The 24,787-nt window shown below is 47.4% G+C and carries 22 protein-coding genes and 1 riboswitch; of the genes, 12 read left to right on the top strand and 10 right to left on the bottom strand.

The window, feature by feature from the left end; genetic code table 11:
• Positions 1-63: 63 nt before the first annotated feature.
• Positions 64-945: an amidase gene (locus D2910_RS08780; RefSeq protein WP_117313222.1), complete on the bottom strand. Its 882-nt coding sequence runs from the start codon at positions 943-945 to the stop codon at positions 64-66.
• A gap of 45 nt (positions 946-990) precedes the next feature.
• Positions 991-1,082: riboswitch (cyclic di-GMP riboswitch) on the bottom strand.
• A 509-nt stretch (positions 1,083-1,591) separates the two neighbouring features.
• Between D2910_RS08780 and D2910_RS08775 the strand changes: the two genes are divergently transcribed.
• Positions 1,592-2,638, top strand: coding sequence for an aromatic acid exporter family protein (locus D2910_RS08775; RefSeq protein WP_101803600.1), 1,047 nt, complete (start codon positions 1,592-1,594; stop codon positions 2,636-2,638).
• Positions 2,639-2,695: 57 nt separating this feature from the next.
• Here the strand turns inward: D2910_RS08775 and D2910_RS08770 are convergent, their stop codons facing one another.
• Entirely contained in the window at positions 2,696-3,490 is a 795-nt protein-coding gene (locus D2910_RS08770; RefSeq protein WP_117313221.1) for a hypothetical protein, read from the bottom strand.
• A gap of 220 nt (positions 3,491-3,710) precedes the next feature.
• Here D2910_RS08770 and D2910_RS08765 point away from each other — a divergent pair, with 220 nt between their 5' ends.
• Positions 3,711-4,703, top strand: a complete 993-nt coding sequence (locus D2910_RS08765) for an MsnO8 family LLM class oxidoreductase (protein ID WP_117313220.1) — start codon at positions 3,711-3,713, stop codon at positions 4,701-4,703.
• 236 nt (positions 4,704-4,939) lie between these two features.
• On the opposite strand, the gene D2910_RS08760 is transcribed toward D2910_RS08765, so the two are convergent.
• Positions 4,940-6,595: a hypothetical protein gene (locus tag D2910_RS08760; protein ID WP_117313219.1), complete on the bottom strand. Its 1,656-nt coding sequence runs from the start codon at positions 6,593-6,595 to the stop codon at positions 4,940-4,942.
• 183 nt (positions 6,596-6,778) lie between these two features.
• Between D2910_RS08760 and D2910_RS16880 the strand changes: the two genes are divergently transcribed.
• On the top strand, positions 6,779-7,033 hold the full coding sequence (locus D2910_RS16880; protein ID WP_117313218.1) for a hypothetical protein: 255 nt from the start codon (positions 6,779-6,781) through the stop codon (positions 7,031-7,033).
• A 55-nt stretch (positions 7,034-7,088) separates the two neighbouring features.
• On the opposite strand, the gene D2910_RS08750 is transcribed toward D2910_RS16880, so the two are convergent.
• The 5 genes from D2910_RS08750 to D2910_RS16875 form a co-directional block, all read right to left on the bottom strand.
• Positions 7,089-8,267, bottom strand: coding sequence for a M20 metallopeptidase family protein (locus D2910_RS08750; RefSeq protein WP_117313217.1), 1,179 nt, complete (start codon positions 8,265-8,267; stop codon positions 7,089-7,091).
• Between the two features lie 205 nt (positions 8,268-8,472).
• Positions 8,473-8,799: a hypothetical protein gene (locus D2910_RS08745; protein ID WP_117313216.1), complete on the bottom strand. Its 327-nt coding sequence runs from the start codon at positions 8,797-8,799 to the stop codon at positions 8,473-8,475.
• Positions 8,800-9,335: 536 nt separating this feature from the next.
• Entirely contained in the window at positions 9,336-9,791 is a 456-nt protein-coding gene (locus tag D2910_RS08740) for a hypothetical protein (protein WP_117313215.1), read from the bottom strand.
• A gap of 107 nt (positions 9,792-9,898) precedes the next feature.
• Positions 9,899-11,734, bottom strand: coding sequence for a tetratricopeptide repeat protein (locus D2910_RS08735; protein WP_117313214.1), 1,836 nt, complete (start codon positions 11,732-11,734; stop codon positions 9,899-9,901).
• Between the two features lie 487 nt (positions 11,735-12,221).
• Positions 12,222-12,392: a hypothetical protein gene (locus D2910_RS16875; RefSeq protein ID WP_165850161.1), complete on the bottom strand. Its 171-nt coding sequence runs from the start codon at positions 12,390-12,392 to the stop codon at positions 12,222-12,224.
• A gap of 87 nt (positions 12,393-12,479) precedes the next feature.
• Here D2910_RS16875 and D2910_RS08730 point away from each other — a divergent pair, with 87 nt between their 5' ends.
• The 9 genes from D2910_RS08730 to D2910_RS08690 all read left to right on the top strand — a co-directional run bounded on the left by D2910_RS08730 (position 12,480) and on the right by D2910_RS08690 (position 22,848).
• Entirely contained in the window at positions 12,480-12,773 is a 294-nt protein-coding gene (locus tag D2910_RS08730) for a hypothetical protein (RefSeq protein ID WP_117313213.1), read from the top strand.
• Positions 12,774-12,878: 105 nt separating this feature from the next.
• Positions 12,879-13,778 carry an oxidoreductase gene (locus D2910_RS08725; RefSeq protein ID WP_117313212.1) on the top strand — a complete coding sequence of 300 codons (900 nt, stop codon included), beginning with the start codon at positions 12,879-12,881 and terminating at the stop codon, positions 13,776-13,778.
• 482 nt (positions 13,779-14,260) lie between these two features.
• On the top strand, positions 14,261-14,509 hold the full coding sequence (locus D2910_RS08720; RefSeq protein WP_117313211.1) for an acyl carrier protein: 249 nt from the start codon (positions 14,261-14,263) through the stop codon (positions 14,507-14,509).
• A complete protein-coding gene (locus D2910_RS08715) occupies positions 14,502-15,896 on the top strand; it encodes an AMP-binding protein (protein WP_117313210.1) in 1,395 nt (464 codons plus the stop codon). Before D2910_RS08720 ends, D2910_RS08715 begins: the two co-directional genes overlap by 8 nt.
• A 147-nt stretch (positions 15,897-16,043) precedes the next feature.
• Positions 16,044-17,444 carry an MBOAT family O-acyltransferase gene (locus D2910_RS08710; protein WP_240633585.1) on the top strand — a complete coding sequence of 467 codons (1,401 nt, stop codon included), beginning with the start codon at positions 16,044-16,046 and terminating at the stop codon, positions 17,442-17,444.
• 84 nt (positions 17,445-17,528) lie between these two features.
• On the top strand, positions 17,529-18,434 hold the full coding sequence (locus D2910_RS08705) for a hypothetical protein (RefSeq protein ID WP_117313209.1): 906 nt from the start codon (positions 17,529-17,531) through the stop codon (positions 18,432-18,434).
• Positions 18,435-18,714: 280 nt separating this feature from the next.
• Positions 18,715-20,145: an FAD-binding oxidoreductase gene (locus D2910_RS08700; RefSeq protein WP_117313208.1), complete on the top strand. Its 1,431-nt coding sequence runs from the start codon at positions 18,715-18,717 to the stop codon at positions 20,143-20,145.
• Complete coding sequence (locus D2910_RS08695) at positions 20,142-20,696, top strand: MFS transporter (protein WP_117313207.1); 555 nt, start codon at positions 20,142-20,144, stop codon at positions 20,694-20,696. The genes D2910_RS08700 and D2910_RS08695 overlap by 4 nt, the downstream gene beginning before the upstream one ends.
• Before the next feature lie 622 nt (positions 20,697-21,318).
• The gene (locus tag D2910_RS08690; RefSeq protein ID WP_117313206.1) at positions 21,319-22,848 is read left to right on the top strand and encodes an FAD-dependent monooxygenase; all 1,530 of its coding nucleotides are present in this window, start codon (positions 21,319-21,321) and stop codon (positions 22,846-22,848) included.
• Positions 22,849-22,946: 98 nt separating this feature from the next.
• Here the strand turns inward: D2910_RS08690 and D2910_RS08685 are convergent, their stop codons facing one another.
• The gene (locus D2910_RS08685; protein WP_084242860.1) at positions 22,947-23,129 is read right to left on the bottom strand and encodes a hypothetical protein; all 183 of its coding nucleotides are present in this window, start codon (positions 23,127-23,129) and stop codon (positions 22,947-22,949) included.
• A gap of 219 nt (positions 23,130-23,348) precedes the next feature.
• Positions 23,349-24,701: a PQQ-dependent sugar dehydrogenase gene (locus D2910_RS08680; protein ID WP_117313205.1), complete on the bottom strand. Its 1,353-nt coding sequence runs from the start codon at positions 24,699-24,701 to the stop codon at positions 23,349-23,351.
• Positions 24,702-24,787: the final 86 nt, after the last annotated feature.

The raw sequence follows: 24,787 nt of genomic DNA, 5'->3' as shown, positions 1-24,787 counted from the left end.
GTCATTAAAATACATTCCAAATAAAAAGACACTTTGATGTCCGCCATCAAAGTGTCCTGCATGTTATGGCCGCAATGTCAGCCAGCTGCCGACATGGTGCACGGCATTCCCATTATAGGCGGAATTGCCGGCGTAATGCGCAGTGACTTTCGCTAGCTCCTGGTTCATGAAGGCTTCGCCTTCTTCCGCAAACGTGATGATGCTGCCTTCATCGGTCACGCCGGTTTCAACTCCGACAACGACGCTTTTCCCAAGGCGCTGGGCCATCGCCATTTCGTTTTTGACGATGTCGATGATCATTGGCGCCGAATCACGGTAAGCCATGATCGTTACACCCGCCGTATTGCCGATAATCCACTCTGCCAACAGCCCTCTGCCGAATGTGTTCTTGTATTTGATTTCATCAAACCAGAACGGCATATCGGCTTCGAGCGGAATGCCCAGTTTCGCGGTGCTCGTGCCGGCTCTTTTAATGAGTGTTTGGAACGATTTGATCGTTGCTGCCTGATTCGACGTCCAGCCGCTGTACAGATATGGTTCCACGTCCAAATGGACGCCGCCGAATTTCGCATTTTGTGCAGCCGTTGCCTGATAGTCAGTCACCCAGGCCAGAAAACGGTCTTGATTGATATAGCCTTTCGGCGCCACCCATGAAGGGGCTCCGTCAAGCGCGTAAACGGCGATGCCTTTCGCTTGTGCTTTGGCGATGAAGCTGCCGTAAGCCGCTTTTGAAATATCCGGGTCGACCTGGACATAAACTTTGTTCACTTGTTTGCTTTCGATGAATGCCAATGTGCCCGCTTCATCCTGAACGAACATCCAAGGATTCCACAGCCATGTAGCCAAAGCCTGCTCGGGTGCTTCACTTGCTTGGGCCTGCCCCTGTGCGCTGAATGCCATCAATGAGAAAAATACCACGAACATGATCACCACTTTTTTACCCATATTTAATTTCCTCCATTCTGTAGGCCGCGGCTCACAGAATGTGTGCCTGGCAACCTGACAACCGTGCACCAGAAGAGCGGTGGGTAGGCTCATAGCTTTGCGTCCTTACCTTTCGGATAAGTTTGCCTTTTTCAGATTATCATTTCTTATCTTACTGTATTTAAATGGCATATATCTATAGACTATTGAACCATTAATGCGTGGCGGTGTGAAAAAGTTTTGGATATGTGGGATTGGGCATTATTTAAATGAAAAATTGTATTTTGACCAGTTTTTTTATTGATTTCGGCATTGTGGAGGCTACGGCTTACGGAAAGAGGTGGAATTTGGTATGGAAATCGAGTTTTTTCACGGAGCATCTGCTTAATTTCCAGTTTATCCGCGCCTTGGCGACGTTTATCCGCGGCTGCGGGCTGTTTATCCGCGCCTAGCGGGCATTTATCCGCGGCTAGAGCCGTTTTATCCGCGCCTAAACGCGATTTATCCGCGGCAAGCCTCCAACACCCAATTTCCGCTCTCCAGCAGCTGCCAATTCCCCCTCCACCCCCTCCCCCAACAAAAATTATATTGCAGCACAGGCGGAAATCGATGATATACTGGACTACAGTGAAAATACTACATATAAGAAAAGGATGGTTCCCTCATTATGCGATCCTTTCATTTCAACGGCAGTCGGATTCTAAAAACCGGCATAGCCATCTTTCTGACAGCGACGATCTGCCTCTGGTTCGGCTGGCCGCCTGTCTTTGCGGTCATCACGGCTATCGTGACGGTTGAGCCGACCGTCAGCGATTCTATCAAAAAAGGGCTCGTGCGGTTCCCTGCCTCTGCCATCGGTTCCGCATTCGCCGTGCTCTTCATCACACTTTTCGGCAACGCCCCGATTACCTATACACTCGCGGCGGTCGCCACGATTCTGGTCTGTTACCGGCTCAAGCTGCACGCCGGCTTGCTCGTTGCCACATTGACGTCCGTTGCCATGATCGAAGTGATCCATGATCATGTGCTGGTCTCCTTCTTTATTCGACTGGGGACCACGACGGTCGGCCTGCTCGTGTCCACAGCCGTCAACATGCTCGTTTTCCCGCCGAATTACCGGGCGGATATCCTGAAAAGCATTCAAAGCATCAGCGAACGCGCCGGCACGATGCTCGAGCACACTTTCCACACAATCCTTTTTGACGGCGATGCAAACCTGCAGGAAGATCAGGAACTTGTGAAGCGGCTGACGACGGAGATCAGGAAGACGGAGAAATTAATCCATTACCATCGCGACGATTTCAGCCTATATCCCCGCGTCCGTGACCGGGAAACGGAGCTGCGCATGGCGGAACGGCAATTGCTCTTTCTGCATAACCTGGAATTCCACCTCGATGCCCTGCTCCGCATCCCGTTCCAAAGCATCAAGTGGTCGCAAGCCGAGCGCAACATCATCATGCAAGCTGTTTCTGAACTGGCGGACGACCTGCAGAATTCCAATGCTTACGACCGCGAAACCCATCAGGCACAATTAAAGATCATCACCGATTTCTTCTGGGAAGACAGTAAAGGCATCTCGACAAGCGATGCCCTGCATCCGACCCTGTTCCCGCCGGAGTTCAAGATTCTTTACGAACTCATCACCATCTACGACCTGGTCGATAAATTCTTCGACCCGAACAGTGTTAAGGCTGCGCGGGAAGCGGAGAAATAATGGAATAAAGAAACGGCCGTGCCGGAAACAGAAATGTCTCCGGCACGGCCGTTTAAATTATTCAGCATCGCGATACCTGTAAATCGATTCGTAGGAATGGGTGCGGACGTCGGTTTCAAAGGAATGGCGGCTCCAGATGCTCGACTCGTCAGAGGATTCCTCCGTCTCAAGCAGCTTCAATTCGCCTGCCGCGAGCGTCATGATGTCCGATTCGACGACTTCCAGTTCTTTTTCATCAACGTCCAGTGCACGGATCTGCACCTGGACCTCTTTTTGGACATCTAAATTATTTTTGAGGAAAAAGGTGTTTTTATACGAAACGGATCGGCAATTCGAAGTGTTGGTTCGCACGCAATTCTTCTCGGAACTCATGAACACGACCGTGATTTCCTCACCGTCTTGCCGCTGTTCTGCCACATCCAGCGCCTTTTCGACTTTCTGGATATACGAAACTTTTTCGGCGAACGGATAGACCCACATCGTGAAAAATAGCATCGTCGTGCACAGAACGCCGCCCACAATCCATACCGCTTTCGGATTATGGACCGATTTCGGCGCACCTTTGAAGAAGAAGCTGACGATGACGTTGACGATCAGCATCATCACCAGCAGCGCCCCGGCGATGATCAGCGCAACCGTACTTTCAAACCCATTCTGGAAAAAGGCAAGCTGGTAAATATCGGAAAGATAATAATTCACGGCGATGCTGCCAAGAAGCAATGCCAATAAGATGGCCAAAGGAACTTTCCACTTCGGTTTATCGATTTTGCCGGTTTTATTGCTCACACTGGTCCAAATAAACCAGGCAATCGGGATGAAAAAGAGGAAAATTACAAATGTGATGGTAAACATTCAATCATGCCTTTCCCGGATAGTCGGAGAGAAATCGATTCTTACACGCGCAATCGTCTCCGTCGATTTTATTATACGGAAGTTCCGCACATAAAGATTCACAAGTTTTGATTTTATTTCCATCGCAATAAAACCTGAGACAGAAGAAATGATTTCCCCAGGACTGCCTGCTATACTCCTCTATATGCAAAGTTGCAGGCAAAGAAAGGAAGTTATATAGATGAAACTCAGTGTATTGGACCAAGCGCCGGTCACGTCAGGCAACACGGCGGAAGCGGCGATCCAAAAAGCGGTGGAGCTCGCGGTGCTCGCCGACGAATTAGCCTACAGCAGGATGTGGATGGCGGAGCATCACGGCTCCGGCGCATTTTCCAGCTCAGCCCCAGAAGTCACTGCCGCCTATCTGGCCGCCAAAACGGAGAACATCCGGATTGGGACCGGCGGCGTCATGATGATGCATTATTCGCCTTTGAAATTGGCGGAAGTCTTTAAAACCTTGAGCGCACTCGCACCGGGCCGCATCGATTTCGGTGTGGGCCGCGCTCCCGGCGGCGACCACAGTTCCATCTACGCCTTGTCCCAAGGACGCCGGCCGATGACGGACGATATGTACGGCAAATTCGACACAGCGCTTAAACTGATCAACGACGAAACGCCGGAAGACAATATGTACAATAAAACCCTCGCCGCTCCGACAAATATCCAGCTGCCGGAAGCCTGGCTGCTCGGCTCAAGCGGCAACAGCGCGCTCGAAGCCGGACGGATGGGCGTCGGCTATTCATTTGCCCAGTTTTTCCAAGGCAGCATGTCGAACGAAATCCTGGACGCGTACCGAAATAGTTTCACGCCTTCCGCCTTCATGGAGAAACCCGAAATTTCGGTATCCTATCTGGTGACGACTGCTGAAACCGCCGAAGAAGCCGAATACGAAGCCTTGCCGCAGGACATTGCGCGCCTGATGTTGATGAAAGGCCGCATCATGCCGCTCCTGACACCTGAACAGGCGCAGAATTCCGCGCTCACCGAAATGGACCGCATGCAAATCCAGGCGAGCCGCAAAATCCACCTCGTCGGTTCCGCCAAAGACGTCGCGGATCAATTGCAGCGGGAACAGCAGCAATACGGTTTCGAGGAAGCCATGATCTGCAGCATTCCGCATTCGCAGGAGAAGCGGTTGGATGTTTATCGGTTATTGGCGCGGGAGTTATTTTAGGTGAACCTAATAAAGCCGTGTCCGGCAGCCCTTGAGTGGGGTTGTGGATACGGCTTTTTCTTTGAGGCGTTTACCAGAGATCTACACAATTATTCAGAAGATAAACTATTCAATGCAGCTCCATACAGTGGCCGGGCTATTTCATACCCCCATCTAAAAAATCATTTCGTCCCGTAGATTACTCATTTAATGCAATAAATAAGCGGTATCCAGCCTTTGGCTGACACCGCTTATTTCTACTCTATCTTCCCCAACTCATCCAACAGCGCCGTCCGCTTCGGATACATGAACTTCAGTTCTTCAATCAGTCCCCCCGCTGCTTCGGCGCCCAGCGCACGTTTGAAATTTTTGATGATCTGACAGGAGGTCCAGTATGCCTTGCGATTGGAAGCCCGCTCGATCTGCCGGTAAATATAGGCGGTATAGATTTCATTCACTTCATGTGGATAATCGGCCAATAAGTGCGGATAGAGATGCTCGATTGCAGAGACATTAGACCGGCAATAATCCAGCAGCTCTTCCAGCCTCTTTTCATCAATCAGGATTCTGAGATACAAAGGCAGTGCCCGCGGACTGTTTTTCATCTCGGCAAGAAGCTGCTCCAGTACCTTCGGCCATTGCTCCGCATCCACTAAGCCACGGAGTTTAACATAATATTCTTCCTCGCCTTTCAGCGCAAACTCGAAGCTGAGCCCGATTATTTCCTCAGTATTGCCCGTTCCTTCGTAAGCTGCAAAACGCAGCTCTTTCCAATCATGCACCAGTCCCGGAAGACCGGCATCCAGTCTCTCTGACTCTTCACACAACCGGATGACTTTTCCATACTCATCCGCCTCCAGCGCCTGCTGGACCTGCACTTTTCGGATAGCGGGATAGCTGTAGTGCTCCGCGTAAAACGCTTCGACCGCTTTTAAATCCATCTGCTGCAGCAGCACCGATAATTGCATCACACGGAATCGCTCTTCCGCATATGCATATGTCTTATCTTGCATCTCCTTGCTGCCAATCACTTTTTCAATAAAACCATAAAAAACGTCGGCGAAATCATCGTTTTTATTCCATTGCAGTACTGATTCCATCAGATAATCCGCCGCATCCGTCATATCCCGCTCCAGGCCGAACAGGATATGCGGATATAACAGGTCGAGCATCTGGCCGACAGCCGATTCATCCAATTTTCCTGGCCACTCCGCCAGCGTCACGTCAATTTTCTCCAAGCTTTCGTAAATGGCTAAACTGATATCCCCGGATGAACTGTCCGCAATTTCCAGTATTTCCGTACATTCCTTCACGATCATCAAACTCAGGCGGACGATCCGTTCAGCATCGTGCTGCAGATTCAAGCCATTTACAAACTTCTGTACTTCCCACACACCTTCGAGCGCGTCTTCCGTCCGGTCCCAGTCAATAAATCCCTTTCGGCTGGCACGGCTCACCGCTTTCCGGATGATCCGGCGCGCCTTATTTTCATCCATGCCATCAGGATTCGTGAATTTCTCCGTCAAATAAAGCTGGACAGCCGGCTGCTTCTCGGCGAGCTCCTCCAGAATTTCCAGCAGCTCTGCTTTTTTCAGCGCCTTTAATTGCGTCCGCACATCCACTGATGCCGTCGAACCGTTCTCTTCCTTATACTTGCGGATCGCCAGGCACACTGCCACCTCATGCTTGCACAGCGAATCCGATTCGAACGGGCAAGTGCAGTACGAACCCACAATCGTCCCGTCCTTTGTCAAATTGACCGATACGTCGTAATCCCTCGTGCCCGCTACCCGCGCATGCCAGCGATTCGGAGCGTCTTCCGTCAGCTGCTCCACAAAATCCTGCTCAAAATAATCAAGTCCGCGGTTATAAAGCTTCGCCGGCACCTGTTTTTTCAGATTGCTTAAGTTCATGAGAATTCCCCCTGGGTTGATTATAACTTGTTGGGGTGTGAGGTTGAATAGTGAGTTCATTTTGGGGGAAGATGGCGGTCTATGATGTCCTGCTATGCGGCTGCAGGTATGCGGAGGCATTTCTGTGAGTTTTATGTGTTTTTGAAGAGATTTTGCTAACTTTTTGTATTGAGGTGAGTTTTTTTGCCGGAAATCCGCTCGGATAAGCTTCTTTTTGAGGCAGCATCCTCCTTTTATATGCCTTGCCACCCGCTTATCCGCGGAAAATCGCTGTTTATCCGCGGCTGGAGCTTGTTTATCCGCGCCAGCCTCCAGAACTGCTCATTTTTCGAATTCGCCAACTCATCCAGCACCGCTCCCCAATCATCCCAGCCGCCATTTCCGCATTCACAAAATAAAAGCCACACCCAACTGTTGATCCAGTGGGCGTGGCTATGAAAAAACATATTTTTTATTGCCAAAAACGTTCAGATTAGTTTTTGCCGCACCGCCCTTAATTTTGCGATTCCAAATAAGCCGCCGCGAAAACCTTCGCCGTCATGGCCATCGCCGGTTCGTGGAAATCGAATTTCTCGTGATGGTGGGGAAACGGATTTTCAACGCCCACAGGCTTCGCACCCACAAAGAAAAAGGCGCCCGGCACCTGCTGCAGATAATAAGAAAAATCTTCTACCGGCATGATCGGAGCGATGTCCTGGTAGACGCCGTCGCCAAACGAATTGCCGACCGCCCGGCGAACAAGCTCCATCTGTTCGGGATGATTCCACAGGGAGTCATAGCCCTTGCCAATCTCCACGTCCACCGTGCAGCCGAGCCCCTTGCCAACACCCGCAGCCAAATCCTTAATCCGCTGCCCCGCAAGCGAGCGCAAATTCTCATCGAACACACGGATCGTCCCTTCCATAACGGCTTTTTCCGGAATGACATTGTCCGCATCACCCGCATGGAATTTGCCGATCGACACAACGAGTTCTTTCAGCGGATCCGCATTCCGACTGACAATCGACTGCAACGCAACCATGATATGGCTCGCAGCGAGAATCGGATCGGTTCCCGTATGCGGCTCCGCCCCATGCGTGCCGGAACCGTTCACCGTTATCTTCACCGTATCTTCAGCCGCCTGCAGGTAACCGTCCCGCCCGTACACATGCCCGACTTCCATCTGCGACTGCAGATGCGCGCCGTAAATCTCGTCCACACCTTCCAGGCAACCGTCTTCAATCATCGCCCTCGCGCCGCCCGGCGACAATTCCTCGCCGAATTGATGGATCAGCACGATAGTGCCCGGCAGTTCATCCTTCACCTCATTCATCACCTTCGCAAATCCGAGCAGCGCCGCCGTATGCCCATCATGTCCACACGCATGCATCACGCCGGGCACCGTGGATTTATACGCCACATCCTTGGCGTCCTGAATCGGCAACGCATCAAAATCCGCCCGAAACGCAATCGTCTTCCCCGGCTTCCCGCCTTCAATCCTGCCGACGACTCCTCTGCCGCCAACGCCCCGCCGCACCGGAATATTCAGCCCCTCCAAATACTTGGCAATAAAATCGGGCGTCTCCACTTCCTGATGCGACAGCTCCGGATGCATATGCAGATGGCGTCTGATGTCTGTAATTTCGTTTGAAATCTTGTCTATGTAATCAAATATCTGTTGTTGTAATGTCATTGGTTGGGCTCCTTTAATAAAATATGTGCGATTTATAGTTAAGTTTACCATGCATTAATATGCAATAATATAATTATTTATTCCATTATGTTTACAGATAGTTTTTCAACAGCCCTGATATTCTCACTGAATGATAGGAAGACCAACATTTATATTGCTAAACAAAAAGAACCTTGAGCGCATCAAGGTTCTTCTTAAATATATATTAAGCATGTAATCTATATTGTTCTGACTCACCAAACATAGCGTTACTGGCTGTTACGTCATTCAATTCTGCAATCACAATCTTAGGTCTGGAAGGGCCGACTATTGTGGAAATATAACTGACTTTAAATGTATAAGTGGCTTTTCTCCGGAAGTTTCGATATTCAGGCGAATCCACTGTAGTCGTCCAGTAAAAAACATTGCCGTCCGTGTCAGTTAAAGCGACTACCCGATGTTCGTCGTTTTTGAAGCAGGATAAAATCTCAAGATCCTCAGTATATTTTTTTCCTCTTTCATATCCGTTCACTTCTTTGATCGCAAGCACCATCGAAATACACCCCATTCCATAGTGATATGCTTTTACTATAACAGAACCTATGTTCGATTACCAGCCAAAAGATCAAAAAATTATAAAATTTAGTTAAGAAAGCGATAAAAGGATAATTAAAAATAGTTCACATCCTTTATTGCACGTTAAAGCTGGCTGGAGCGGTTGTTAATCCAGACCATCTGCTTGGCAGCATATCTTTTAGGAGACATCCTTTTAAATTTCTCATATTTTGGGTGCGTTTGGGGCAGTTTTCTGTTTATGAGTGAGGGAATTGAGGAAAATCCTTTCAGAAATGCTTGTTTTCGAGGCCAACAGCTTCTATTTAAGCACCTCCACCCCGCTTATCCGCGGCAAATCGGTGTTTATCAGCGCCTGCAGCCTGTTTATCCGCGCCTAAGCCGGTTTTATCCGCGGCTAGACGTCATTTATCCGCGCCAGCCTTCAACTCCCCACAATAAATAAAAAAACGCTCCCAGAGGAAGCGTTTTTCCGACACATCTTTTATTTTCAGCAAAAAATTCCATCGCCAATAATCATTCATGAACCCCGATAATCTGCCGCATTAATTCCATCCAGTCTTCTCTCTTGAAATCATAATAATCCAACTCTGTTTTCCGCAGCACCAGGTGGATGCTGTCAAACTTTTCATCGGAACGGAATCGCCACCAGCTTTTCACCGTGGACGTCTTTTCGCCCGGCGGATAATATGTCAGCGTCGCTTCAGGATCTACGATTTTCACCAACTCATCAAACTCGAAGAAATCATGCGGAAAATCGATGTACAGCCCCAGCGCGAATTTGTGCGGGTTGATGGAGCCGATTTTATGCGCCGACTCCGCGTCGCTCTTTTCGAGCGCATCACTCCACGGAACAGGTTTATGGCTCGCGATCAACAGCCGGTCGCCTTCAGTCTTTTCAATTTTACAATCCGGGAAACTTTCGAACACATCGAGCATCTCGCCTAATTGTTCCTTCACTAATCGGTCCATTATGCCACTCCTTTAAATCTATCGACTTTCTAATCGATACTTATCATTGTAATTTCAATAGTACACTACCTTCGTAGTTATTGAGATTGGAAGATGCCACCATCCCCTTACTCAATAAATGATTTCGTTTCCCCAATCCCATAAATTAGCCAATAAATCAGCTCCGACTCATCCTTATTTCCTTTTTGCAGACTCAAACGCCTCGGAAAAGCACCCGGCTTCTTGCCTTCTTTCAGCAGTTTGAAAAGATGCGGATTGCGCTTCTTGATGAAATCTTTCATTTTACTCTTTTCATGAGGTTTCAGGAGGCCGGTATGCAAGTCATGGAGATAGTGAAAATACATGCCGATTCCTGAATTGTCCTCCAAGGCAAAGCCATCTATGAAATCACTTGCTTGCTTCCATTTGCCCGCATGGATATAAGCGCTCAACAGCAGCCATTTCGCGCCTTGGTGGTCGAGCGGATTTCTATCCATAATTTCCGTCAGCTGTTCAATCGCCTTGTCATATCTGTCCTGCTCCATCAACCAGGCGCCATATGAAAATAAAGCACGGAAGAACGGCCGGTTCGGCACATAACCCCAAGGAATGTCGAAACTGTTATCGAAGGTCCGGTAGCCAGTATTCAAAGCATTTAAATAATGAAGCTCTTTTTCAACATTGTGCTCTACAAATTCCGCCATCAGCAAATTCGCATCGCCGCTTTTCGAATCCAACTGGAGCGCTTCCCGCGCCAGCCGTTCGCGTGCTTTGCCGTCCGTTTCAAACGCTTCATAGCAAAGCAGCTGCGCCCGTTCAGCATCGGTTACCGGCTTATATTTCACATTCGGCTGCTGCAGGATCTTGTTCAATTCAGCTTCCGATCCGGCGTTCGCGGTGCGCTTCATCATTTCCCACAGCCCTTGCTCCGTCACCCGCGGGTCGGTCCCCATTTCGGTGACTACGGCCGGCACCACCGCCGGCTGTGGGGATTGGACACTGTCACTATGACCCACCCGCTCTATCACAAACTCACCGACCATGTCCCTGTATTTCGACAGGGTGCCAACGGTTGTTCCGAGCTCTTCCGCGATGATCTGCTGAGGTACATAAACTTCCTCAAACAGCCCGAAGTCGCTTGCAGCCTGCAGAATTCCCGCCGCTACACCTTCCGGCTTCCGGGCCTTTACGGGCACTTCCTTCAGGAACGAAAACGCAATGCCTTCGATCGCTTCATTTTTCAAGCCGTAGTCATCAATAAACCCGCTGACCAACCCCATGACTTCTTCCTGAAATGCCGATAATCCCAGGTCCACAGCCCCTGTCGCTAACAGTCGGTATAAGTCCAGCGAATCGCTGACCCCTTCTTTCAAGCGGGCTGCCAGCTTCTCAACAACTGACTGCTGGAAAGCTGGAATGGTAATCAACCCCTCCGCCGGCTGCAATATCGGCTGGCCATCCCGCAGGCTGTGCATGACGATGCCAAAAATCCACTCACCAGCTTTCGCATCAGTAATGTTCTTCATTTGATGAATGTCTCCGGTCACTTTATCGCGAATCTGTAGAATGCCATTTTCCACTTCCTGAACTTCGGCAATCAGGTAAAATGGCTCTTCCCACAGCGCCAGCACATCCAATATGCGCTGCCGTTTCTGTGTTTTCATTTTCCGGGCGATATAGTTCCGCCAGATATCCGAACGGTCATGGAAAATAAACGCCTCAAATGCCAGCGCTTCAATCGTATCCCGGTCAAAGACCTTCGCTAAAGCCGAATGCCAGCTGCTTAAACGCTGAGTCAATTGATGAAACTCCTTCGGCTCCAGCCCCTGCTCCGCAAAATCCACCAGCACGGATTCCAGTTCCGCATCAATCACCTGCTGCAGATCCACCGTTTCCTCGCGACCGCAGCATTTCTTATACTTTTTCCCGCTCCCGCACGGACACGGATCATTTCTTCCGACCATGTCATCCCCTCATCTCTTCAGCTTTTCTTTAATCGTAGCTGTGTTGACTGGAGGTGGCAAGAGCAGGTTGATGTTTTGTAAACTCCGCCGCTTTTATATGTTCCGGAGATGATGTCTAAAAAGCTGAATGATCATCGAATCATCTGAGTGATCATAGAACTTCCTGAATGATCATCGAATCATCTGAGTGATCATAGAACTTCCTGAATGATCATCGAATCATCTGAGTGATCATAGAACTTCCTGAATGATCATCGAATCATCTGAGTGATCATAGAACTTCCTGAATGATCATCGAATCATCTGAGTGATCATAGAACTTCCTGAATGATCATCGAATCATCTGAGTGATCATAGAACTCCCTGAATGATCATAGAATTCCCTGAATGATCATAGAATTCCCTGAGTGATCATAGAATCATCTGAGTGATCATAGAATCATCTGAATGATCATAGAACCCCGAAAACCGCTCATAGAAATTTTCACTACAATAAAAAACAAAAAATCCCTGCACCGAGGCTCTTCCTGAGTCCCCATTTCACTGTCTTATCAAAATTATTGAGAATAGTTTCGAATCTGCTCATTTTATCGTCGATTTTCATGGGTTTATCGTCGATTTTTTCATCTTTATCGTCGATTCTTTTATTTCCTAGCATTTCGCTTCCCTCAAAAAATAGCCAGTTGAATGGAAACTATTTCCCGTGCCGGTCGGTCTTTATTACTAATAAAAAGGAGGAATGGCGATGTGGTTCATATTCGGGGTGATTGCAATAATTGCCACTTTTATAAATCTCGGCCTGTTTGCGGCAGGCAAAGATTACAGACTGGCGATGGCCATGGGCTTATCATTTACAGCATTGACACTCGCCGCCGATTACGGCATGGTGGCCGATTGGATCGAGGCGGAAGACTGGTCGGCTCTGATGGACGTCGTACCTATCATGTCAGCAGCCCTTTGGGTGTTGACCAGCCTGTCGATATTACTGAATATCACGCCTATTTTATTGGAGCTGAAAAACAAAAAGGCTACGACTTGAACGGTGGGACGGTGAGCAGAAGCCGGCGGCATCCCCCTTTCTTGCTTAGGCAATTGCGCAATGGCACAATAGAAAAAAGAATCGATCACATCAGGAGCTGAACTTATGGAACAACAGACAATGACAGGAAAAACGGCCATCATCACGGGGGCGAACAGCGGACTCGGACTTGAAACCGCTAAGATATTCGCCGGGCGAGGTGCACGGGTCATCTTGGCTGTCCGTGACATCGAAAAAGGAAATACAGCTGCACAGGGAATCAAAGAAGAATATTCCGGGGCAACTGTCGATGTCATGAACCTCGACTTGGCCGATTTGGACAGCGTACATGCTTTTGCAGAAGCGTTCATCAGCCGCTTTGATTCTTTGGACTTGCTGATCAATAATGCCGGCGTTATGACGCCTCCATATGCTAAGACAAAAGACGGCTTTGAATTGCAGTTCGGCAGCAACCATCTCGGGCATTTCGCCTTGACCGGCCTGCTCCTTCCTCTTCTTATCCGCACAGAAAATTCACGGGTGGTAACACTCAGCAGTCTGGCACACCGCAAAGCCGCCATCGACTTTGATAACCTGGACGGCTCACAGGGCTATAAAGGAATGAAGTTCTATGGCCAAAGCAAACTGGCTAATTTGATGTTTGCAACAGAGCTCGATAACCGATTGAAGCATCACGGCTTATCGACGCTCAGCATTGCTTGTCATCCCGGAATTTCTGCAACCAATCTTTTTAAACTGGGCGGCCGTGAAATGCCTCGAATTTTCAGTGGGCTCATGCACCGCTACCTGCAGCCGGCCACAATGGGAGCACTGCCTACAGTCTATGCCGCAACGGACTCCGCCATAAAAGGCGGCGAATACATCGGCCCGGATGGCAAAGGCAACCGGAGGGGCTACCCGGCTTTGGAGGAACCTGATCCGGCCGTGAAGGATGAAGCCCTCCGCCAGAAACTTTGGGAAGTTTCAGAGGAGCTTACCGGCGTAACTTTTAACTTCAGCAAATAATGCGTTCAAAGTGAAACTGTTTAACCTAACCCCAAAAGCGTATGCGGTCTCCTTCCGGGAAATCGCATACGCTTTTTCAGTATTCACTCCCCCTGAAATTCCATCTGCGCTACAAATCCTTCAGCCGCTGATGTATAAGCGCTGTCAGCAATAAGCCCTTTCACAGCTGCTATGATCAGACGTATTTAAAATCTGTTTTAGTCCACCAATAAAATACATTAACCCGCTTTCAAATCAGGCAATCCATAATTCGCATCTAGTTCTATTGATGACAAAACCCCTGCAGGTTAAAGTATCGAATCTATTCCTGAGTATAAAATTGATTTTCAATACGATATTGACTTTTCTTATCACACCCATATAATTGATTATGATAATCATTTTCAATTAGAGCATTAAAGTTTCGTTCAAACAAGAAAGATAATGGAAATGCATCATATAGGGAACTTGAAAAAGAAACTGGCAGTGAAAGGGTGTTAACGATGAAAAATATCGAAAAATATAGAAATGCGTTTATGGATGCGCTGGAATTGGAAGAAGACGAGGTAAGCGAAGATTTAGCATTAGGGGAAACAAGCGAATGGGATTCACTTGGACATATGATCCTCATTTCAACGATGGAGGATGTCTTTGATGTTTCATTGGATTCCGAATGGATGTCAGAGTTTGATTCGTATAAGTCTGGAATGGCGCTATTGGACCGACTCGGAGTAGATTTCGTCAATGAATAATTTCAAAAAACTTGAGGAGTTTGGCAGCCGCCCCGCAGTATATGCTGAGCGGGAATATTCCTACGCTGAAATGGTGGAAATTGCTGATGCTATCGGCAGTAAAGCAGGTGAAAGAACGCTCGTTTTTTGTTTATGTTCAAATAATAAAGAATCTTTATTCGGATACGTAGGCTTTATGAGAGGACATGTCGTACCTGTCCTTTTGGATGCATCCATCCAGCCCGATCGACTTCAGAAACTGATCGACCTTTATAAGCCGGCATATATATGGGCGAGCAGCGAACATCAAGGCCTGGAAAAAACGATGGAGCCTTCTTTTACATATGGAGCTTACACTTTGTTTGAGAGTCCCACATTTTATCAACATGATCTTGATGACCAGCTTGCGCTCCTTTTAACGACCTCAGGAAGTACCGGCAGCCCCAAATTTGTCCGCTTAAGTTATGAAAATATCTTTGGAAATGCTGAATCCATAAAGGAATACCTGGACATATCGGCTGACGATAAACCGATCACCACGCTTCCGATGAATTATTCCTACGGTCTTTCAATCATCAATAGCCACTTCATAAGCGGGGCGACGATTATTATTACGGATGCATCTATCTTAAAAAAAGAGTTTTGGGATTTATGCAAAGAGCAGGGGGCAACTACTTTCGGAGGTGTCCCCTTTATATATGAAATGCTCGATAAACTGAAGTTCGAACAGTTCGACCTTCCAAGTTTAAAGAAACTGACTCAGGCAGGAGGTAAACTGAATTCGAACCTGTCGTCTAAATTCGCGGAAGTCTGCCATCAAAAAGGCATCCAATTTTTCACCATGTACGGCCAAACGGAAGCAACGGCCCGGATGAGCTACCTGCCTTACGAAAAAAACTTTGATAAAGCCGGAAGTATCGGCATCGCCATACCCGGAGGAGAACTGATGCTGCAAGACGCGGACGGCAACAATATTACCGCGCCTAATGTAAGCGGTGAATTGATCTATCAAGGACCAAACGTTTCATTGGGCTATGCGGAGTCATCAGCCGATCTTTCAAAAAAAGATGAGAATGGCGGTCTCCTGCATACAGGTGACCTGGCATACTTTGATGAGGATGGTTATTTCTTTATAACCGGCCGAACCAAACGAATCATTAAAGTCGCTGGAAGCCGTATCAGCCTCGATGAAGTGGAAGGCATCTTGAATGAGCAGGGCCATGATTGTGTCTGTGCCGGGACTGATGACCGGATGCATGTTTACACATTACAGGATGATGATGTACAGATAAAAAAAATAATCAAGGAAAAATTAAACTTAAAAGGCTTCAAGGTAATGAGAATCAAGGATATTCCGCGAAACCATTTTGGAAAAATACTCTACTCCGAGTTACCTCTGTATGGTTGATCTATAATCAGTCGAACTGGTAACCGGCAGTGTATCATATGCGGCAACACTTCTTTTCATAAAAGATCTTGAGTTTATTTTTTATCAGGTGATCGGATGACGTTTATATCAATTGAGTTCCTCATATTTTTCACAGCAGTCGTTTTTATGTATTATTTAATCCCCCACCGCTTCCGTTGGATGCTTTTGCTGGTCGCAAGCTACAGTTTCTATGCCAGCTTGAGCGGCTATTTCGTGCTGCTGCTGCTGATCAGCACAGTTTTTTCCTATTTCACCGGCATTGCCATCGAAAAACAGGAAACAAAAAAACAGAAGAAACGAGTCATGCTGGCGGGCATATGCGTCCTGCTGTTCTTTCTCGGGTGGTTTAAATATTTCAATTTCGTCAATGACTCCATCCGTGCACTTTCCGGATATATGGGCTGGCATTACGCCCTGCCCTACCAGGAACTTATTCTGCCATTAGCCATTTCATTTTACACATTTCAAGCCGTAAGTTATTTGGTGGACATCTCCCGCGGCAAACAGAAGGCTGAACGGCATTTCGGCTATTTCTCGATCTATTTCGCCTTTTTTCCGCAATTGGTGGCGGGACCGATCGAACGCGCGAAGAAGCTGCTTCCACAGTTCAAAGTGGAACAGACTTTACAGGTTGAAAATATAAGCTACGGCATGAAGCGGATCGCCTGGGGATTTTTCAAGAAGACACTGATTGCTGACCGGCTCGCGCCGATCGTAGCGAGTGTTTACGATAGTCCGGATCCGACCGGTTCACAAATCGTTCTGGCGACCATCCTGTTTTCCATCCAATTATACGCCGATTTTTCTGCACTCAGTGACATTGCCATCGGTTGTGCCAGAATGTTGGGAATCAGATTAACGGAGAACTTCAAGCAGCCGCATTTTGCCGTCTCGATCGCGGATTTCTGGAGCAGATGGCATATCACGCTTTCCACCTGGCTCCGCGATTATATCTTTGTACCGTTGGCAAAAGGGAAAAAGAAAAGAAGTGAAATCTACCTGGTCATTATCATCACTTTTTTGATAAGCGGCATTTGGCACGGAGCTGCCTGGAGTTTTGTGTTATGGGGGCTGATACACGGGATTTACCGCGTTTTTGGCGACCATACGAAGCACACACGCGCTAAAATGGCAGCTTTTACACGACTGGACAGGCTGCCAGCACTGCATACCTGGATGAAAATCGCCGTTACCTTCCTGCTGGTCTGCTTTTCCAGAGTATTTTTCCGCTCGGGTTCTGTCGCCGATGCCTTTCATCATGCGAAGCTTTTCCTGACGCCAAGCGCATGGAACCCCGCAGGCCTCATTCAGGCACTTGAATTGTTTTCATTGCTGGATTTAGTGATTTTCAGTTTCTTCTTTATCATTGTCCAATTGTTCCATTATATCGAACGGAAAAACACTTCCACCTGGAGCTGGCTATCACAACGTCCGGCATTCACCCGCTATGCCGTATATATTCTGATTGTCCTCTCCGTTCTCGTATTCGGTGCCTCGGGCCGCGGATTCGTTTATGGCGGGTTTTGAACAGAAAACCCGCATCGCGGGCGCATGGTTTTCAAGCCTGCCAATTATTTTATTAAAAGAAGTACAGGATCGAAAGGATTTGCTATGGGCCGTTTATTCATTAAGTTAACCATTATCATGACATTGGCTTTACTGCTTTTTTTGCCGTTCAACAGTTTCGTGAAGCAGTCCCGGAGTTACAACATCAATGACGACATCGTTGCCTTCAAGGAGAATCCTCATCCCGTGGACATCATCAACCTGGGTGCCTCCCATTCCATGTATGGGTATTATTTCAAACCGACGGGCATGTCCCATCTGGATCTCGCGCTGCCTGCCCAGTCGATTCAATACGACTTCAAATTGCTGAAAGAGTACGGCAAATACCTTAAGTCTGACGGAGTCGTCATCATGTCCATCTCCCAAATGACTTTTGTAAGCTTCGAAGACCAGAGCGTCGGCAAGTATTATGAGATTTTGGACCGTTCCGAAATAGAGCCGTTCCGACTGCTGGATTATTACAGCTATTTGTACGCACCCGCGACAAACAGTGAAAGCTTTCTGTCTGCACTCTCAGGCAAGTGGAAAAATGTAAAATGGCAGTCCCATCAATCCTGGGCAAATGACGGAAAAAACTACGTCGAGCGAAAATCTGCCCACGTCGAAGAGCAATACCAAAAAGCTGTAGCAGAAAATTCCATTGAAGAGAATTTAAAGCAGCTGGAGGAAATTCTCGATTATTGTAAAGAACAAGGCTACCAAGTCGTGCTGACCATAGAGCCTGTCCACAGAACCTACCAGGAACATTTCGATGAAAAAACGATGGACCGACTGGTTTTTCAACACTTAAACACCCTTGAAACAGATGTACCTTTCTTAAATTACATGAACGATCCTCGCTTCGCTGACCATAAAAAGTATTTCCACGATTCTGATCACCTGAACAGTGCAGGGCGAAAAAAATATTCCTGGATTGTATATGAGGAGCTTAAGAAATTAGGGTATTTTTGAGCGAGTGCAGATTATTCTTTAACTTAAACTTAAGGAGTAGTCTATTTATCTAACGGGAATGGTTAAGCAACTACAGCCAATCCTGCTGAAAACTAATAATAGAAGGAAAAATTTGTATTATTACAAGCGGCAGGTGCTTACATTTCAGCACCTGCCGCTTTTTGCAGTTTGAATAGAAACTATATAATTATGAATATTATAGTAATTATCAGAAAGCTTTGTTAATGTAAAGTCAAAAGCAGCATAAGGCCGGCAACTAAAAGGAGTGAGTGAAACCATTATGAAACGCTATTTGATGCTCCTTGTTTACGTCACTCTCTTATTCGTGTCGCTCCATTATTTTATCGATCAAAGGGCTGAACCTATAACAGAAGACCGAAACCGCTTGCTGCCAGTAAAAATGAAAGCGATAAAAACGACAGACAGTACGGCCGAAATTCAGCAAGTAGTCCTCGATGCCAATTCGGAAGAAGATCCGATAGCCATTGCCGGCATGCAGCACAGCCAAGGCGGACATACAGAGTATCCGGACGGCATCCTTCTTGATATGAAGCCGTATAACAAGATTTTGGCATTCGATGCCGAGGAGAAAACCATTACGGTCCAAAGCGGAGCGACCTGGAGAGACATCCAGGACTATATCAATCCATATGGACTGGCATTAAAAGTCAGCCAGTCCCAGAATATTTTTACCATCGGCGGCTCTTTAAGCGTCAATGCGCATGGCCTCGATATCCGGCACGGCAGCCTGATTGATACTGTTGAATCATTGCGCTTGCTTGATGCAAATGGGGAGATTCTGACGCTCAGTCCGGAGCAGAACACTGAACTGTTCCAAGCGGTTGTAGGAGGCTATGGTTTATTCGGCATCATCCTGGATGTAACGTTGAGGCTGACGGACGATGAAATGTATGAAATACATTCTGAACAGCTTCAGTATGACGATTACAGTGATTATTTTAATGAGAATGTAATAGCAGACGATAGTGTAAAAATGCATTTGGCGCGAATTTCCTTATCCCCTGACTCATATTTAAAAGAGATGTATGTCATCAATTATCAGGCAATGGAGCCGAAAGGCGTTCCCATGGATCCCCAGAAATTAAGGGAGGAGACGTTGATTGCTGTTCCAAAATTTTTCCTTGGACTCGCCCGACTGAATGAGCAAGGGAAGAGGACTTTCTGGAACACCCAGAAAACCTATTCCGCTTCGATTGATGGAAAAGTGATTTCGCGAAATAACGTCATGCGGTCGGATTCCGAATTCATGGAATACAGCCATCCCGAAAACACGGAAGTCCTGCAGGAATATTTTGTTCCGGTGAAAAATTTTGAAGCGTATATCGATGACTTAAGAGAAACGTTGATCGATGAAGAAGATTTTAATTTATTGAATATCACCATCCGTTATGTTGAAAAAAATGAAAAAGCGGTGCTGTCTTATGCGAAGGAAGATATGTTCTCGCTGGTCCTCCTGATCAATCAGGGAACGGACGCAAAGAGCATTGAAGACACCGGAAGGGTCGTCCGCAACATGATTGATGTGACGCTCGACTATGGAGGAAGCTATTACCTGCCTTATTTTGGCTACCCCACTAAAGAACAAATGGCAGAAGCCTATCCAAGGACACGCGAGTTTTTCGATTTGAAAGAAGAATATGATCCGAGCGGGCGGTTTATGAATATCTTTTATGAGGAGTACAAGCAATGAACTATAAACGATTCATAGTCTATCAGGGAACCATCGGCATGGCCTCTAGCATGATTTTTCCTTTTTATATCCTGATGCTCAGAAACGTCGGAAATTCCTATTCCCAGTTTGGCTGGGCATATGGGCTGTTTGCACTCACTGCTGCAATTTGTTACCCAATCATCGGCAAAATCGCGGATAAAGCAGGCGATCAATTGCTGCTCAGCATCTATTCCTGGGGAATGGCGCTAATATTGCTCGTTTTTCCCCTGGCTAATGAAATTTGGCATGTCTATATTCTGCAAATCCTTATGGGTGTGCTTGGCGCAGTCCAAAAAAATTCCGAAAAAACCGTGCTGGCCAGGCATGTCGTAAAAGAAACAGCAGGAAAAGAAATCGGCAATTACCACATTTGGACGTCAATTGCCGCAGCCGCAGCGATCATCGGCACCGGCTATTTAGTGGACTTCTTCACGATATCGAGCATTTTCTATATCGCCTCTGCCCTATTCGCCTGGAGCGGGTTTTCAATTCTGAAAAAAGATAAAACTTTATCGGAGTTTCAGGCTTAAAATCCGTTCAAAGATGGCTTTTTTAGAGCTACGATTCCATTTTATGTGCTTAAAAGATGTTTATCCGCGCCTAGGCCGTTTTTATCCGCGGCTAGGAGTCATTTATCCGCGGCTAGCGCCCGTTTATCCGCGCCAGCCTTCAACTCCCCATAATAAATCGAAAAAACGCTCCCGGAGGAAGCGTTTTTCTGACACATCTTTTATTTTCAGATGAAAATTTCATTGCCAACAATCATTTATGAACCCCGATAATCTCCCGCGTCAATTCAATCCAGTCTTCTCTCTTAAAATCATAATAATCCAACTCCGTTTTCCGCAGCACCAGGTGGATGCTGTCGAATTTTCCATCGGAACGGAATCGCCACCAGCTTTTCTTTAATTGTAGCCGGCTTTCACAGGAGTAGCAAGGAGAGATATTGCTGTTTCACAAAACCTCCAGGGCATCCCAGTAATCAACGCAATCAACAAAGATTCATCATCAAAATCCACCAAATTTTTTTATTCATGAAATGATTTTAATTTTTCAGCCTCATCTGCTTGAAACCCATCGATTAAGGATATAGTAGCTGTACAGGAACTTTTCTTATTCAACAGGCGTGATACTCATTAGGAGGTCGCTATGATGAACCCACAAATCTTAATCGTTGGAGCCGGCCCCACCGGCCTGGCGCTTGCCTATGGGCTGGCGCGCCAAGGCGTGCCGTTCCGGATCATCGATAAAAACGCAGGAACCGGCACTGCTTCCCGTGCGCTTGCCGTGCATGCGCGCATATTGGAACAGTACGCCCAGTTTGGCCTGGCCGAACGCAACATCATCCAGGGGCATCCGATTTTATCGCTGGATGTCAGTGATGGCAATGAAGTGAAAGCCACGGTGAAATTCCATGATTTCGGCAAAGGCATGAGTCCGTTTCCGTTCATCCTGAGTCTGCCGCAGGACGAGCACGAAGAAATTCTCGTGGAAGAGTTAAATAAAATCGGCGTCGAGGTCGAATGGAACACCTCTTTGATTTCTTTTGAAGACAAAGGAGAAGGCGTAACCGCCGTTCTCCAGCAGCAGGACAAGCCGGCAGAAACAGCGGAATTCGCCTATTTATGCGGATGCGACGGAGCCGGCAGCATGGTCCGGAAAGGGCTGGGACTCCAATTTCCCGGCGGCACATACAAGCAATTATTCTTTGTCGCCGACATCGAAACCGCGAAGCCGGCAGAAAATATGCAGAAGATGGACATGTACATGGACGATGAAGGCTTCATGCTGTATATGTCCGTCCGCAACGTCGTAACCAAGCGGATCCTCGGCATCGTGCCCGAGAAGTTCAACGACCGCACCGATCTCCAGTACGATGAAATCAGTGATTATATTGAAAATAAAATCCGTGTCACCGCGGCCAAGGTCAACTGGTTTTCGACCTACCGCGTCCATTACCGCGTCAGCGAGCAATTCGCCAAAGGGCGCATCTTCATCCTGGGCGACGCCGGCCACCTGCACAGTCCGGCCGGCGGACAAGGCATGAACACCGGCATCGGCGACGCCATCAACCTGGCGTGGAAACTCGCTGCGGTGATACAAGGGAAAGCCGCTCCAAGAATATTGAACACGTACGAAAAAGAGCGCATCAGCTTTGCCCGCCGGCTGATCGCGACGACCGACAAAGCATTCTCGACGATCGTCAGCCAAAAACTGCGCGGCACTCTGCTGCGCCAGTATTTCGTACCTTACGGCCTGCCGGCGGTTTTCAAATTCCCGTTCTCTCAAAAAAACGCATTTAAAATCTTGTCCCAAATTCACATCAGTTACCGCGACAGCCCTTTGAGCTACGGCAAAGCCGGCAAAGTCTACGGAGGCATGCGCCTGCCGTGGATCCAAACCGCAAGAGGCGATAATTTCGCGCCGCTGCGCTCAGTCGACTGGCAAATCCATATATACGGCAAAGCGAAGCCTGAGCTCATCAACTTTGCCCGCTCTCAGTCGCTCGAGCTCCATGAGTTTCCATGGAATGCGCAGATGAAAGACGCCGGATTCAAGCAAGATGCGCTGTACCTGATCCGGCCGGATGGCCATGTGGGGCTTGCGGTTGAAAAGCAGTGGCTGCGTGTGTTGAAAGCGTATTTGGAGACTTATGGGATTGTGGCTTTTGGGGTCGAGTGAGGCCACACCCTTGAAGAGAATCTTCACCATAAAAAAATAAGCTTCGGCAACCTTTCAATAAGGATGCCGAAGCTTATTTCCACTTAAGTCTCCAGCTCCTAGAATAAGCCGCCGAGCCCTCCGCCAAGTTTAGATTTTGCCATATCCATCAATTCGTTCTTTTCACTTTCATCAATCTGCCCATCGTCGTATGCCTGCTTGACTTGCGTGATGATTTCTTTCGCTTCTCCCGCGTCAGCATTGCTGATTTTTTCTTTTAATGCGTCAAAAGTTTGGCTCATTAGAAAAATCCCTCCTCAAATTATCTTTCGTAAAGAGTATACCCGCCGCGAAAGGGGACAAACAGGATTCCTTAAAATAGAATTTCAAACTCAACACAGGCAGCAAAAAAGAAGCAGGCATTCATGGAGTTCCATCAATGCCTGCTTCATTACTATTGTTAAGCGCCTTCAGTTAATGACATTGTCATAAGCTGGCTGCTCTTAGAGAATACTAAAACTTTATTCTGCTGCAGAAATCTTGTAAATCAGACCGCCATCCGTGCTTGCAATAAGCGCGCCGTCCTCAGTTACAAGAATATCACGGAAACGTTGGACCTCGTCAGTCAATAGACGTTCTTCTCCAACGATGGTGTCACCTTCAATAATGACGCGTACAATATAGTTCGGCGCTAAACCACCGATGAACAAATTGTTCTCCCATTCAGGAATGGCGTCGTTATTATAGAAGGACATACCACTTGGCGCACTTGTTGGATCCCAGTAATATCTTGGTTCAATAAAACCTTGTGCCTCATGCTCTGAAATACCTTCATTGACAAATTCACCAGAGTATTCGAGACCATAAGAAACTACCGGCCATCCATAGTTATTGCCTGGTTCAACAATATTCAGTTCATCCCCAGCTTGTGGACCGAATTCAACGATCCATAAGTCACCTGTTTCAGGGTTGAAGTCGATCCCTTGAATATTACGGTGACCGTAGCTGTAAATGCCATCCAATGCATCTTCATCTTCGACAAATGGATTCGACTCTACTGGCTCTCCGTCTTGCGTAATGTGGATGACTTTACCTAAATAAGCATCCAAGTCCTGTGCACGATCGCGGCTTTCGACATCTGAACGCTCACCAGTTGTTAAGAACAGGTTGCCATCATCATCAAAGATGATACGTCCACCATAATGCAAGGTACCTTCATATGCCGGTGTCGCCTGGAAGATGACTTCAAAGTTTTCCAGTGAAGTTTCATCTTCTGATAAAGCACCTTTACCGACAGCCGTTACAGTACCACCTTCGATATCTTGAGAAAACGTCAGAAATACCATTCTTGATTCGTCAAAATCAGGTGCAACGGTTACATCAAGCAAACCACCCTGATCTTCGCTGTTCACTTCCGGTGTACCTGTGATCGGTTCTGAAACAGAACCGTCTTCAAGATTTACAATCAGAAGTTCTGCTGCATCTCTTTGCGTCACAAGCAAACGGTTTGGTTCAAACTCCACCATACCCCAAGTCACGCCAAGACCTTCAACAATAACCTCTTCATTCAATTCTGTTTCCGTCTCTACTGCAGGGGCTCTTGTCTGTTCCGGAAATGCCGGTTCAAACTCAGTAACCTTTGGTTCAGTTTCTGCACTGCCATCAGGGGCTTCTTCAGCGCCCTCTCCCGTGCCTTCTTCTGTTTCAGCACTTTCTTCTGATCCAGCTTCCTCTTCAGCACTTTCTTCTGTTGTTGCATCCTCTTCAGCAGGTGCTTCTTCATTTGAAGCATCATCATTGCCGCATGCTGCCAAAGCCAATACAAACATCAGCATCATCAAGAGCATCAGTCTTGACCACGAAAATTTCGTCATCGTATTTCCTCCCCTTTTCTATAATATGTAACTGAATCTAACTTAGAGTTCCTTACCCTAAAACCCAGTATCAAATGAGGCCACAC

The organism is Planomicrobium okeanokoites (assembly GCF_003428875.1).
GTDB classification, from domain to species: Bacteria; Bacillota; Bacilli; order Bacillales_A; family Planococcaceae; genus Planococcus; species Planococcus okeanokoites.
This window is presented reverse-complemented; position numbering and strand designations above follow the sequence as displayed.

Coding starts and splice junctions, on each gene's coding strand:
- D2910_RS08770 (WP_117313221.1), bottom strand. CDS start 3,490: ATGTTTACCATCACATTTGTAATTTTCCTCTTTTTCATCCCGATTGCC.
- D2910_RS08720 (WP_117313211.1), top strand. CDS start 14,261: ATGAAAAATATCGAAAAATATAGAAATGCGTTTATGGATGCGCTGGAA.
- D2910_RS08780 (WP_117313222.1), bottom strand. CDS start 945: ATGGGTAAAAAAGTGGTGATCATGTTCGTGGTATTTTTCTCATTGATG.
- D2910_RS08760 (WP_117313219.1), bottom strand. CDS start 6,595: ATGAACTTAAGCAATCTGAAAAAACAGGTGCCGGCGAAGCTTTATAAC.
- D2910_RS16875 (WP_165850161.1), bottom strand. CDS start 12,392: ATGCTAGGAAATAAAAGAATCGACGATAAAGATGAAAAAATCGACGAT.
- D2910_RS08680 (WP_117313205.1), bottom strand. CDS start 24,701: ATGACGAAATTTTCGTGGTCAAGACTGATGCTCTTGATGATGCTGATG.
- D2910_RS08725 (WP_117313212.1), top strand. CDS start 12,879: ATGGAACAACAGACAATGACAGGAAAAACGGCCATCATCACGGGGGCG.
- D2910_RS08705 (WP_117313209.1), top strand. CDS start 17,529: ATGGGCCGTTTATTCATTAAGTTAACCATTATCATGACATTGGCTTTA.
- D2910_RS08730 (WP_117313213.1), top strand. CDS start 12,480: ATGTGGTTCATATTCGGGGTGATTGCAATAATTGCCACTTTTATAAAT.
- D2910_RS08695 (WP_117313207.1), top strand. CDS start 20,142: ATGAACTATAAACGATTCATAGTCTATCAGGGAACCATCGGCATGGCC.
- D2910_RS08775 (WP_101803600.1), top strand. CDS start 1,592: ATGCGATCCTTTCATTTCAACGGCAGTCGGATTCTAAAAACCGGCATA.
- D2910_RS08685 (WP_084242860.1), bottom strand. CDS start 23,129: ATGAGCCAAACTTTTGACGCATTAAAAGAAAAAATCAGCAATGCTGAC.
- D2910_RS08750 (WP_117313217.1), bottom strand. CDS start 8,267: ATGACATTACAACAACAGATATTTGATTACATAGACAAGATTTCAAAC.
- D2910_RS08735 (WP_117313214.1), bottom strand. CDS start 11,734: ATGGTCGGAAGAAATGATCCGTGTCCGTGCGGGAGCGGGAAAAAGTAT.
- D2910_RS08715 (WP_117313210.1), top strand. CDS start 14,502: ATGAATAATTTCAAAAAACTTGAGGAGTTTGGCAGCCGCCCCGCAGTA.
- D2910_RS08690 (WP_117313206.1), top strand. CDS start 21,319: ATGAACCCACAAATCTTAATCGTTGGAGCCGGCCCCACCGGCCTGGCG.
- D2910_RS08740 (WP_117313215.1), bottom strand. CDS start 9,791: ATGGACCGATTAGTGAAGGAACAATTAGGCGAGATGCTCGATGTGTTC.
- D2910_RS08700 (WP_117313208.1), top strand. CDS start 18,715: ATGAAACGCTATTTGATGCTCCTTGTTTACGTCACTCTCTTATTCGTG.
- D2910_RS08745 (WP_117313216.1), bottom strand. CDS start 8,799: ATGGTGCTTGCGATCAAAGAAGTGAACGGATATGAAAGAGGAAAAAAA.
- D2910_RS08765 (WP_117313220.1), top strand. CDS start 3,711: ATGAAACTCAGTGTATTGGACCAAGCGCCGGTCACGTCAGGCAACACG.
- D2910_RS08710 (WP_240633585.1), top strand. CDS start 16,044: ATGTATTATTTAATCCCCCACCGCTTCCGTTGGATGCTTTTGCTGGTC.